The 12,468-nt window shown below is 69.5% G+C and carries 8 protein-coding genes; 3 read left to right on the top strand and 5 right to left on the bottom strand.

Going from position 1 to position 12,468, the window contains the following annotated elements:
- Positions 1-256: 256 nt before the first annotated feature.
- Positions 257-4,465, top strand: a complete 4,209-nt coding sequence (locus tag KM933_RS15795) for a HAMP domain-containing protein (RefSeq protein ID WP_430727322.1) — start codon at positions 257-259, stop codon at positions 4,463-4,465.
- A gap of 18 nt (positions 4,466-4,483) precedes the next feature.
- Complete coding sequence (locus KM933_RS15790) at positions 4,484-5,068, top strand: response regulator (protein ID WP_221352569.1); 585 nt, start codon at positions 4,484-4,486, stop codon at positions 5,066-5,068.
- A gap of 33 nt (positions 5,069-5,101) precedes the next feature.
- Here the strand turns inward: KM933_RS15790 and KM933_RS15785 are convergent, their stop codons facing one another.
- Both KM933_RS15785 and lepA read right to left on the bottom strand, forming a co-directional pair.
- Positions 5,102-6,988: an AMP-dependent synthetase/ligase gene (locus KM933_RS15785; protein WP_221352567.1), complete on the bottom strand. Its 1,887-nt coding sequence runs from the start codon at positions 6,986-6,988 to the stop codon at positions 5,102-5,104.
- Between the two features lie 250 nt (positions 6,989-7,238).
- The gene (lepA, locus tag KM933_RS15780) at positions 7,239-9,113 is read right to left on the bottom strand and encodes a translation elongation factor 4 (protein WP_221352565.1); all 1,875 of its coding nucleotides are present in this window, start codon (positions 9,111-9,113) and stop codon (positions 7,239-7,241) included.
- A gap of 279 nt (positions 9,114-9,392) precedes the next feature.
- Here lepA and rpsT point away from each other — a divergent pair, with 279 nt between their 5' ends.
- A complete protein-coding gene (gene rpsT / locus KM933_RS15775) occupies positions 9,393-9,659 on the top strand; it encodes a 30S ribosomal protein S20 (protein ID WP_217458317.1) in 267 nt (88 codons plus the stop codon).
- Between the two features lie 336 nt (positions 9,660-9,995).
- Here rpsT and holA read toward each other — a convergent pair whose 3' ends face one another.
- The 3 genes from holA to KM933_RS15760 form a co-directional block, all read right to left on the bottom strand.
- Positions 9,996-10,982 carry a DNA polymerase III subunit delta gene (gene holA, locus KM933_RS15770; RefSeq protein ID WP_221352563.1) on the bottom strand — a complete coding sequence of 329 codons (987 nt, stop codon included), beginning with the start codon at positions 10,980-10,982 and terminating at the stop codon, positions 9,996-9,998.
- Between the two features lie 84 nt (positions 10,983-11,066).
- Complete coding sequence (locus KM933_RS15765) at positions 11,067-11,312, bottom strand: hypothetical protein (RefSeq protein ID WP_221352561.1); 246 nt, start codon at positions 11,310-11,312, stop codon at positions 11,067-11,069.
- A gap of 68 nt (positions 11,313-11,380) precedes the next feature.
- Entirely contained in the window at positions 11,381-12,259 is an 879-nt protein-coding gene (locus KM933_RS15760) for a YceI family protein (protein WP_221352559.1), read from the bottom strand.
- Between the last annotated feature and the right edge of the window lie 209 nt (positions 12,260-12,468).

Genomic DNA, 12,468 nt, shown 5'->3' with positions numbered 1-12,468 from the left:
CGCCACCCTGTGCGGGCGTACCGTGGGCTCGGGAGCACGGGACTCGGACTCTCGTTGCGTCGAAATGGCCCCCACTGTGCGGCTCCCTGAGCAGTTCGGACGAATACGCCTCAGGCGATGTCCCCACAGTGACAGACTGACCACGCCCATAAGCAACGAGTTACCGAAGTGGGCCACCATGAGTGAGAACAGTGCTATGGATGTGCTGGAGGACGGGCACATCCGGGTCTCGGATCTACGGCCCCTCCTCGCCGCCATGACGTCCGCCCGGGACGGCGACTTCAGCAGGGTGCCCGAGACGGGACACGGCATAGCGGCCGAGCTGGGGGCCGTGTTCAACCAGATCCTGGACCGGAGCCTGCACTTCAACACGGAGGCCCAGCGGGTCCGCCGGGAGATCGTGCGTCACGGCCGGCTGGACGAGCGGCTCACCGCGAGCCCCGGCCAGGGCTCCTGGACGACGTGCGTCGACGACGTGAACCAAATGCTGGACGCCCTGGTGGCACCGGCCGCCAACGCGGCACGCGTCCTCGACGCCGTAGCGGGCGGGGACCTGACCCAGCGCGTCGACCTGCACGACGGGAACCGTCAGCTCCGCGGCGATCTGCGCCGCCTGGGGCGTGCCGTCAACAAGATGGTCGACCAGCTGTCCCTCTTCACGGGTGAGGTGACGAGGGTGGCGCGGGAGGTCGGCACCGAGGGGCGCCTCGGCGGCCGGGCCAAGGTGACGGGTCTGTCGGGGAGCTGGCGGGACGTGACCGAGGCCGTCAACACGATGGCGTCCCGGCTGACCGCCCAGGTCCGCGACATCGCCCTGGTGACCACGGCGGTGGCGCGGGGCGACCTGACCCGCACGGTGACGGTCGAGGCGACCGGCGAGCTGCTCGAACTGAAGCTGACCGTCAACACGATGGTCGACCAGCTCTGCGCCTTCGCCGACGAGGTCACCCGCGTCGCCCGCGAGGTCGGCACGATGGGCGAGCTGGGCGGCCGGGCCCAGGTACGGGGCGTGTCCGGCGTCTGGAAGGACCTCACCGACAACGTCAACTTCATGGCGTCGAACCTCACCTCGCAGGTGCGCAACATCGCCCAGGTGACCACGGCCGTGGCCAACGGGGACCTGAGCCAGAAGATCACCGTCGGCGCGCGNCAGGTCCGCGACATCGCCCTGGTGACCACGGCGGTGGCGCGGGGCGACCTGACCCGCACGGTGACGGTCGAGGCGACCGGCGAGCTGCTCGAACTGAAGCTGACCGTCAACACGATGGTCGACCAGCTCTGCGCCTTCGCCGACGAGGTCACCCGCGTCGCCCGCGAGGTCGGCACGATGGGCGAGCTGGGCGGCCGGGCCCAGGTACGGGGCGTGTCCGGCGTCTGGAAGGACCTCACCGACAACGTCAACTTCATGGCGGACAACCTCACCTCGCAGGTGCGCAACATCGCCCTCGTGTCCACCGCCGTGGCCCAGGGCGACCTCGGCAAGAAGATCACCGTCGAGGCGAAGGGCGAGATCCTGGAGCTGAAGTCGACGATCAACACGATGGTCGACCAGCTCTCCGCCTTCGCCGACGAGGTCACCCGCGTCGCCCGCGAGGTCGGCACCGAGGGCAACCTCGGCGGTCAGGCCCAGGTGCGAGGCGTGTCCGGCGTCTGGAAGGACCTCACCGACAACGTCAACTTCATGGCGCTGAACCTCACCTCGCAGGTGCGCAACATCGCCCAGGTGACCACGGCCGTGGCCAACGGCAACCTTTCCAAGAAGATCACCGTCGACGCGCGCGGCGAGATCCTGGAGCTCAAGGACACCGTCAACACGATGGTGGAGCAGTTGCGCGCCTTCGCCGACGAGGTGACGAGGGTGGCCCGCGAGGTCGGCACCGACGGGAGGCTCGGTGGGCGCGCCCAGGTCCTCGGTGTCTCCGGCGTGTGGCGGGACCTCACCGACAACGTCAACTACATGGCGGACAACCTCACCTCGCAGGTCCGCAACATCGCCCAGGTCGCCACCGCGGTGGCCCAGGGCGACCTGTCGAAGAAGATCGACGTCGACGCGCGCGGCGAGATCCTGGAGCTCAAGACCACCATCAACACCATGGTGGACACGCTGTCGTCGTTCTCCTCCGAGGTCACCCGCGTGGCCCGCGAGGTGGGCTCCGAGGGGCAGCTGGGCGGCCAGGCGCGGGTCGAGGGCGTGTACGGCACCTGGAAGCGCCTGACGACGAACGTGAACGAGCTGGCGTCCAACCTCACCACCCAGGTCCGCGCGATCGCCGAGGTGGCGTCCGCGGTGGCCCAGGGCGACATGTCCCGCTCCATCACGGTGGAGACCCAGGGCGAGGTCGCCGAGCTCAAGGACAACATCAACCTGATGGTGGCCAACCTCCGCGAGACCACCCGCGCCAAGGACTGGCTGGAGTCGAACCTGGCCCGCCTGGCCGCCCTGATGCAGGGCCACCGGGACCTGATGGAGGTCGCCGACCTGATCCTGCGCGAGCTGACCCCGCTGGTGAACGCGCAGTACGGGGCCTTCTTCCTGGCCGACCCGGAGGAGGACAAGACGACCCTGCAGACCGCCCTGCCCACCAAGGGGCTCGCCTTCATCGCGGGCTACGGGGCGGCGCAGAGCGCGACGGTCGACACCGTCAGCATGCCGGTGCACGGGCTCGTGCGGCAGGCGGCGCGCGAGAAGAAGCGGATCCTGGTGGAGGAGGCCCCACCGGACTACATCAAGATCAACAGCGGTCTGGGCGAGGCGTCCCCCACCAGCGTCGTCATCATCCCGATCCCCTTCGAGGACAAGCTGCTCGGCGTGATCGAGCTCGCCTCGTTCTCCCGCTTCTCCGACGTCCACCTGGCGTTCTTCGACCAGTTCGTGAACACCATCGGTGTCGCGATCAACACCATCATCGCCAACTCCCGTACGGAGTCGCTGCTCGGCGAGTCCCAGCGCCTCGCCGTCCAGCTCCAGGACCGCTCCGACGAACTGCAGTCGCAGCAGGCGGAGCTGCAGCGCTCGAACGCCGCGCTGGAGGAGAAGGCGGCGCTCCTCGCCACCTCCTCGCAGTACAAGTCGGAGTTCCTGGCGAACATGTCGCACGAGCTGCGCACCCCGCTCAACTCGCTGCTGATCCTCGCCCGGCTGCTCTCCGACAACCCGGACGGGCACCTCTCCGACCAGGAGGTGCAGTTCGCCACGACGATCCACCGGTCGGGCTCCGACCTGCTCCAGCTCATCAACGACATCCTCGACCTCTCGAAGATCGAGGCCGGCCGGATGGACGTACGCCCCAAGAAGCTGCCGCTGATCAAGCTGCTGGACTACGTGCACGCCACGTTCCGCCCGCTCACCATCGACCGGGGGCTCGCCTTCGAGGTGACGGTCGGCGAGGACGTACCGCGCGAGATGTTCTCGGACGAGCAGCGGCTCCAGCAGATCCTGCGCAACCTGCTCTCCAACGCGATCAAGTTCACCTCGTCGGGCCGGGTCGAGCTGCACGTCAGCCGCCTCCAGGACCCCGAGCCCCACTACACCCGGGACGGCAGCGACGACGTGATCGCGTTCAGGGTGTCCGACACCGGCATCGGCATCGCCCCGGAGAAACTCCCGGTCATCTTCGAGGCGTTCCAGCAGGCCGACGGCACGACGAACCGCAAGTACGGCGGCACGGGCCTCGGTCTGTCCATCAGCAGGGAGATCGCGGGCCTGCTGGGCGGCCGCATCATCGCCGAGAGCGTGCCCGGCAAGGGTTCCACCTTCACCCTGTACGTGCCCGTCGTCAGCCCCGGGCACCCGACGGCGCCGGGCGTCGAGGACCGGGACCTGCCCATGTCCCTGTCCGGGCCCGAGGAGCTGTCCGCCGGTTCCTTCGGCATCCACGGCGGCCAGGACGACAGCTGGCCCGCGCCCACCAGGCTGGAGGAGTGGAAGACGGGCCGGGCGGGCCAGGTCCTGCCCGGGCGGCGGGTGCTGATCGTCGACGACGACATCCGCAACGTCTTCGCGCTGACCCACGTACTGGGCCGGGTCGGCATGCCCGTCCTGTACGCGGAGAACGGCCGCGAGGGCATCGAGGCGCTGGAGCGCAACCCCGATGTGCACCTCGTCCTGATGGACATCATGATGCCGGAGATGGACGGTTATGAAACCATCTCCGTCATCCGCCGCACCGCGCGCTGGGCCGGACTGCCCATCGTCGCCCTCACCGCCAAGGCGATGCCGGGCGACCGCGAGAAGTCCATCGCGCGCGGCGCGAACGACTACGTACCCAAACCGGTGGACGTCGATCAGCTGCTGAGCGTCGTCTGTGCCCTCCTGGACCCCGAGGGACCGGACGCCGGACAGCAGGACGCGGCGGGGCGGGGCGTGGGGAAGCAGGACGCGGCGGAGCGGGAGAGCCCCGCCGCGACCGTCATCGCGGGAGCCGGCGCTTCGGAGGAGCCCGCCGACCCACCGCCGAACGAATGAGGCAGGCAATCGATCACCATGAGTACTGAGGCATCGACCGACGAGCGCGCCAGCATCCTCCTCGTGGACGACATGGAGGACAACCTGGTCGCGCTGGAGGCCGTCCTGGGGTCCCTCAACGAACCGCTCGTACGTGCCCGTTCGGGCGAGGAGGCGATGAAGGCGCTGCTGCGGCAGCGGTTCGCGGTCGTCCTGCTCGACATCCGGATGCCGGGCATGGACGGGTTCGAGACCGCCGCGAACATCAAGCGGCTCGACCAGACCAAGGACGTGCCGATCATCTTCCTGACCGGTACGGACTCCGACGCGGGCTATGCGTTCCGGGGGTACGCCACCGGAGCCGCCGACTACCTCACCAAGCCGTTCGACCCGTGGGTGCTGCGCGCCAAGGTCACCGTCTTCCTCGATCTGCACCGCAAGAACCGGCAGCTGGAGCGGATGCTCGCCCGCGAGCAGACGCAGTTCGACGAACTCACCGACCGGCTGGGCGCGATCGAGGCCCGGTTGTCGAACGGCGGTCCCGCCGACCTGACCGAACTGCGCCGCCATGTACGCCACATGGAGGACCTGTTGCGCGAGATGCGCCGGGGGCGAGGTCTGTGACCCCGGCCCCGGCTCCGGCTCCGGCTCCGGCGGCTACGCCTCGCGCGTGCCCGCGTACATCTCGTCGATCAGATGGCCGTACTGGCGTTCCACGACCGGGCGCTTGAGCTTGAGGCTCGGGGTCAGCTCGCCGTGCTCGATGTCGAGGTCGCGCGGCAGGATCTGGAACTTCTTGATGGTCTGCCAGCGCTGGAGGCCCTCGTTGAGGGTCCTGACGTAGCCGTCGATCAGTTTGACCGTCGCGGGGTCGGCGACGACCTCGGCGTACGACCTGCCCTCCAGGCCGTTGTCCGCGGCCCAGCCGAGGATCGACGGCTCGTCGAGGGCGATGAGCGCCGTGCAGAAGTTCCGGTCGGCGCCGTGCACCAGGATGTTGGAGACGTACGGGCAGACCGCCTTGAACTGCCCCTCGACCTCGGCGGGCGCGATGTACTTGCCGCCCGACGTCTTGATGAGGTCCTTCTTGCGGTCGGTGATGCGCAGGTAGCCGTCCGGGGACAGCTCACCGATGTCGCCGGTGTGGAACCAGCCGTCGGACTCCAGGACCTCGGCGGTCTTGTCGGGGAGCCCGTGGTAGCCCTCCATGATGCCGGGGCCGCGCAGCAGGATCTCGCCGTCGTCCGCGATGCGCACCTCCGTGCCGGGCAGCGGCTTGCCGACCGTGCCCGTGCGGTACGCCTCACCGGGGTTCACGAAGGAGGCCGCGGACGACTCGGTGAGTCCGTACCCCTCCAGGACGTGGATGCCGGCGCCCGCGAAGAAGAACCCGATGTCGGGCGCGAGCGCGGCGCTGCCGGAGACGCAGGCGCGCAGGTTGCCGCCGAACGCCTCCCGGATCTTGCCGAAGACGAGCGTGTCCGCGACCTTGTGCTTGGCGGAGAGGGCGAAGGGCGCGGAGGCCACACCGGTACGGCGGAAGTTGTCCTGCGTGGTCCTCGCGTACTCGCGGCCGACCCCGGCCGCCCACTGGAAGATCTTGTACTTGGCGCCGCCGCCCGCGCGGGCCTTCGCCGCGACCCCGTTGTAGACCTTCTCGAAGATGCGCGGCACGGCCGCCATGTACGTCGGCCGCACGACCGGCAGATTCTCGATGATCTTGTCCACGCGGCCGTCGACGGCGGTGACGTGCCCGACCTCGATCTGCCCGGACGTGAGCACCTTGCCGAAGACGTGCGCGAGCGGCAGCCACAGGTACTGGATGTCGTCGCGGCCGACCAGACCGGTCGCGGCGATGGCCTTCGCCATGTACGACCAGTTGTCGTGCGGCAGCCGGACACCCTTGGGACGGCCCGTGGTGCCGGAGGTGTAGATGAGGGTCGCGAGCTGGTCCCTGGTGATCGCCGCGACCTTCTCCCTGATCAGGTCGGCGTTCTTCTCCAGGTACGCGGCGCCCCGCTGCTCCAGCTCGGCGAGGCCGATCACCCAGTCGCCCTCCTCGTCGGAGAACTCCACACCGGTGGAGTCGATGACCACCACATGGGTGAGCTCGGGCAGCTCGGCGCGCTTCTCGCGGGCCTTGGCGAGCTGCTCCGCGTCCTCCGCGATCAGCACCCTGCTCCCGGAGTCGGAGAGGATGAAGGCCGACTCGTCGGACTTGGTCGACGGGTAGACGGTGGTGGTCGCCGCACCGGCGCACATGATGGCGAGGTCCGCGAGGATCCACTCGACACGGGTGGAGGAGGCGAGCGCGACGCGCTGCTCCGGCCGCACACCGAGTTCGATCAGTCCTGCCGCGATCGCGTAGACCCGGTCGGCCGCCTGGCTCCAGCTCAGCGACTTCCACTCGTCGGGCCCCACGCCCGAGGGGGCCGGAACCGGATAGCGGTACGCCTCCGCGTCCGGGGTGACCGCCACCCGCTCCAGGAAGAGGGCCGCCACGGACGGCGGACGGTTCTCGATCAGGGTCTGTGTGTCGCTCACGACATCCTCCGGGGCCCGCGACAGCGCGTGTGACCGGCTCTCGTTGCGGTTGGCTGCGGTCGTTGTTTAACTCGCGAGTAACGTCGAGTGGTGATCAGAGTAGAGCCCGCCCGCCCGGCGCGTAAGGGGCGGCGGCCTGTCACTTCGCACGGAGCGTGGGCGCATCGGGGCGTTCCGTGGACGCCGAGGGCCCGCCGCGCACCGGCACGACGGGCCCTCTTCCCGGGCCTGGCCCGACGGTTACTGAAGGTTACTTCTTCGCCTTGCCCGCCCCGGCGTTGTCGTCGCTGGACAGCACGGCGATGAACGCCTCCTGCGGAACCTCCACGGAGCCCACCATCTTCATCCGCTTCTTGCCCTCCTTCTGCTTCTCCAGCAGCTTCCGCTTGCGGGAGATGTCACCGCCGTAGCACTTGGCGAGGACGTCCTTGCGGATGGCGCGGATGGTCTCGCGGGCGATCACCCGCGAGCCGATGGCCGCCTGCACGGGGATCTCGAAGGCCTGGCGCGGGATCAGCTCGCGCAGCTTGGCCACCAGCCGCACCCCGTACGCGTACGCCGCGTCCCGGTGCGTGACCGCGGAGAACGCGTCGACGCGGTCGCCGTGCAGGAGGATGTCGACCTTCACCAGCTGCGCGTCCTGCTCGCCGGTGGGCTCGTAGTCCAGGGAGGCGTAGCCGCGGGTCTTGGACTTCAGGTTGTCGAAGAAGTCGAAGACGATCTCGGCGAGGGGCAGCGTGTAGCGGATCTCGACGCGGTCCTCGGAGAGGTAGTCCATGCCGAGGAGGGTGCCGCGGCGGGTCTGGCAGAGCTCCATGATCGAGCCGATGAACTCGCTGGGGGCGAGGATCGTGGCCCGGACGACCGGCTCGAAGACCTTGTCGATCTTGCCCTCGGGGAACTCGCTCGGGTTGGTGACCGTGTGCTCCTTCCCGTCCTCCATGATCACGCGGTAGACCACGTTCGGCGCGGTGGCGATGAGTTCGAGGTTGAACTCGCGCTCCAGGCGCTCACGGATGACGTCGAGGTGCAGCAGGCCGAGGAAGCCGACGCGGAAGCCGAAGCCGAGGGCCGCGGAGGTCTCGGGCTCGTAGACCAGCGCGGCGTCGTTGAGCTGGAGCTTGTCCAGCGCCTCGCGCAGGTCGGGGTAGTCCGAGCCGTCCAGCGGATAGAGGCCGGAGAAGACCATCGGCTTCGGGTCCTTGTACCCGCCGAGGGCCTCGGTGGCGCCCTTCTCCTTGCTGGTGATCGTGTCACCGACCTTGGACTGGCGGACGTCCTTCACGCCGGTGATGATGTAGCCCACCTCGCCGACGCCGATGCCGTCGGCCGGGGTCATCTCGGGGGACGAGACACCGATCTCCAGGAGCTCGTGCGTGGCGCCGGTCGACATCATCCTGATGCGCTCGCGCTTGTTGAGCTGTCCGTCGATGACACGGACGTACGTGACCACACCGCGGTAGGAGTCGTAGACCGAGTCGAAGATCATCGCGCGCGCGGGGGCGTCCGCCACACCGACCGGGGCCGGGACGTCACGGACCACCCGGTCCAGGAGCGCGTCCACGCCGACGCCGGTCTTCGCCGAGACCTTGAGCACGTCCTCGGGCTGGCAGCCGATGAGGTTGGCCAGCTCCTCGGAGAACTTCTCGGGCTGCGCGGCCGGCAGGTCGATCTTGTTGAGCACCGGGACGATGGTGAGGTCGTTCTCCATCGCCAGGTAGAGGTTGGCGAGGGTCTGCGCCTCGATGCCCTGGGCGGCGTCGACGAGGAGGACCGTGCCCTCGCAGGCGGCGAGCGACCGCGACACCTCGTACGTGAAGTCGACGTGCCCGGGGGTGTCGATCATGTTGAGGATGTGGGTCTCGCCCTTGCTGTCCCCGGTGGTCGGGGCCCAGGGCAGACGCACCGCCTGGGACTTGATCGTGATGCCGCGCTCGCGCTCGATGTCCATGCGGTCGAGGTACTGAGCACGCATCTGCCGCTGCTCGACCACCCCGGTCAGCTGGAGCATCCGGTCGGCGAGCGTGGACTTGCCGTGGTCGATGTGCGCGATGATGCAGAAGTTGCGGATCAGCGCCGGGGCGGTACGGCTCGGCTCGGGCACGTGGTTAGGGATCGCGGGCACGCAGGGTCCTGTCTCTTGAGGCGCCTGTCGCCTCGGGTCGGATCGATACGTAGGCTCCATGGTCCCACGGGCGGCGGCGTGCGACCGGTTTGGGCCGCCCGCGGGGTGACTGCTACCGTGGACAGCTGTGTCTCATGCCCTCTCCGCAGGGGACACACGGAGTTGCACGGCATTACACGGCAGTACACCGCATTACACCGCTCACGCGGAATCACCAAGAAAAATCACCGGCGCACGGGACCTGTCGTCCTGTGCTCCTGAACCTGAGAAGGCTCATTCGTGGCGAACATCAAGTCCCAGATCAAGCGGATCAAGACCAACGAGAAGGCCCGGCTGCGCAACAAGGCCGTCAAGTCCTCCCTGAAGACCGCGATCCGCAAGGCCCGCGAGGCCGCTGCCGCGGGTGACGTCGAGAAGGCCACGGTTGCCGCGCGCGAGGCGTCGCGGAAGCTGGACAAGGCCGTCTCGAAGGGCGTCATCCACAAGAACCAGGCCGCCAACAAGAAGTCGGCGCTTGCTTCGAAGGTCGCGACCCTCAAGGGCTGAACCTCTGCCGAGCGCGGGGCCTCCGGCCCGGCACTCACTTGATCGAATCGCCGGAAGGACCCGAGCGGGCCCTCTCTCTCCGCTCCCGACCGGCACACCGACTCGTACGCGGCCTGCGTTCGCCACGCGGGTACGGGTCTCCAGCATGAACCGGGCCCCGGCGGCCGACCCTTTCCCAGGGCGGCCACCGGGGCTTTCGGCTGTCCTCCCGCCCCGGTCCGGCACTTGCCTCCCAGCCCGTCCGGCGTGCGGGGACGGGGCCGCTCAGGTCGATGGGGGCCCCGGAGGAACCATGGAGGTCCGGGAGGAACCATGGGGGTCCGGGAGGAACCGGTGCTAGCCCCGCCCGGAGCGCGCCGCGCGGGCGACGGCGACGACGGCCTTCTCCAGCGCGTACTCGGGATCGTCACCGCCCCCCTTCACCCCCGCGTCGGCCTCCGCGACCGCCCGCAGGGCGGCGGAGACCCCGTCGGGGGTCCACCCCCGCATCTGCTGCCGGACCCGGTCGATCTTCCACGGCGGCATCCCCAGCTCCCTGGCCAGGTCGGCGGGGCGCCCGCCCCTCGCCGAGGACAGCTTCCCGATGGCCCGCACCCCCTGCGCCAGCGCGCTCGTGATCATGACAGGGGCGACCCCGGTCGACAGGGACCACCGCAGGGCCTCCAGCGCCTCGGCGGCCTTCCCCTCGACGGCCCGGTCGGCCACGGTGAAGCTGGATGCCTCGGCCCGGCCGGTGTAGTACCGCCCGACGACGGCCTCGTCGATGGTCCCCTCGATGTCCGCGGCGAGCTGGGTCACCGCGGAGGCCAGCTCCCGCAGGTCGCTGCCGATCGAGTCGACGAGCGCCTGGCACGCCTCCGGCGTCGCCGACCGCCCGAGCGTGCGGAACTCGCTCCGCACGAACGCCAGCCGGTCCGCCGGCTTCGTCATCCTGGGGCAGGCGACCTCCCGCGCCCCCGCCTTGCGCGCGGCGTCGAGCAGGCCCTTGCCCTTGGCCGCCCCCGCGTGCAGCAGCACGAGCGTGATCTCCTCGGCCGGAGCGCCCAGGTACGCCTTCACGTCCTTGATCGTGTCGGCCGACAGGTCCTGCGCGCCACGCACCACGACGACCTTGCGCTCGGCGAAGAGCGACGGGCTCGTCAGCTCGGCGAGCGTGCCCGGCTGGAGCTGGTCCGACGTGAGGTCCCGTACGTCGGTGTCCGCGTCGGCGGCGCGTGCGGCGGTCACCACCTCCCGCACGGCACGGTCGAGCAGGAGGTCCTCCTGTCCCACGGCGATCGTGACGGGGGCGAGCGGATTGTCGTGTGCAGAGTTCCTGGCCATCGCGCCCAGCATCCCACGCACCACCGACAACGAGTCCGCGCCCACGGCTCCCCGCAGTTCCCCCGCGGCCCCCGCACCCTCCCCCTACGGCTCCTCGCGCCAGCCGTCCCACTCCCCCGCGAACTCGTCCAGCTCGCGGGGGTCGAGCCGCCCGCCCTCGTCCCGCAGCACCAGCAGCCACTGGGCGTCCTCGGCGTCGTCCTCACCGGCGAGGGCGTCCCGTACGAACTGCGGCTCCTCGTCGAGGGCGAATCTCTCCGCCAGCGCCTCCGCGGCCTCCTGCGCGGCATCGCGGTCGGGCAGCACCAGTACATGTCTCACATCGCTCACACCGCCATTTTCCGGCACCGCGACAGCGCTCCGCACCACGCGAGGGGGACACCCGTCGGCAGTCCGGATCAGCCCTTGGGCACGATCTGGATGTCCAGGTCGACCGTGATGCTCGTCCCCACCATGGCGATGCCCCGCGCGAGCATCGACTGCCAGCTCACCGTGAAGTCGTCGCGCCGCAACTCGGTGGTGGCCCGGCAGGCCGCCCGCAGCTCGCCCGCCGCGCCGTTGCCGACCCCCAGGTACTCCGTGTCGAGCGTGACCGTCCGTGTCACCCCGTGCAACGACAGCGCCCCGGTGACCCCCCACCGGCTGCCGCCCCGGTGCGTGAACCGGTCGCTGTAGAACTCCACCGTCGGGAAGCGGTCCACGTCCAGGAAGTCCGCGGATTTCAGATGGCCGTCCCGCATTCCGGCGTTGGTGTCGATCGACGCCGCGTCGATCACCACGTGCATGGCGGACTGCTCCATGTCCTCGGCCATCCGCACTATCCCCGCGAAGGTGTTGAACCGGCCCCGCACCTTCGCCAGCCCGATGTGCCGCGCCGTGAAGCCGATCGAGGAGTGGGTCGGCTCTATCTCCCAGTCCCCCGGCGCCGGTAACGCGGGGGGCGGTGCGGGATTCAGCGTCATGTCGCCGAGCGCGGCCACCTCGTTGTCGGGCACCGTGACGTTCGCCCGGTACGGGGCGTACCCATCGGCCGACACCGCGAGGCGGTACTCACCGGCGGGGAGCGTCACCAGGAACGACCCGAACGGATCCAGCCCCCCGCCGACCACCTTGCGCCCCGCGGCGTCCGTGACGACGAACTCGGCGTCCGGCACCGGCCGGCCGGTCGGGTCCAGTACCCGGCAACCGAGCACTCCGGCACCGGCCGGCATCCGCACCGCGGCGAGGTTGCCCGCCAGTGCCCGGTTCGTACGGTTTCCCAACCAACTGCCGACCATCTGCGACCACCTTCGCGTCAGCACGCTCTGTGAAAGCACTCGTTGTTGGTGAGGTATTCGACCACCGATGCGACTTTCGAGGCAACAGGCGCCCACATCGAGGGAAACCAGCCTATGTGCTGGTACTGCGCACGAGTAGCCCGAATTGGCCGCTCCGTTTATCCCCCTCCGTCAAGTCGTCAGGTCCGCGGGTGCATGGGTCCACGGGC

The sequence above is a fragment of the Streptomyces beigongshangae genome, from assembly GCF_019710745.1.
GTDB lineage: Bacteria > Actinomycetota > Actinomycetes > Streptomycetales > Streptomycetaceae > Streptomyces > Streptomyces beigongshangae.
Note: the sequence above shows the minus strand (reverse complement) of the source record. Positions and strands in the feature narration are given on the sequence as shown.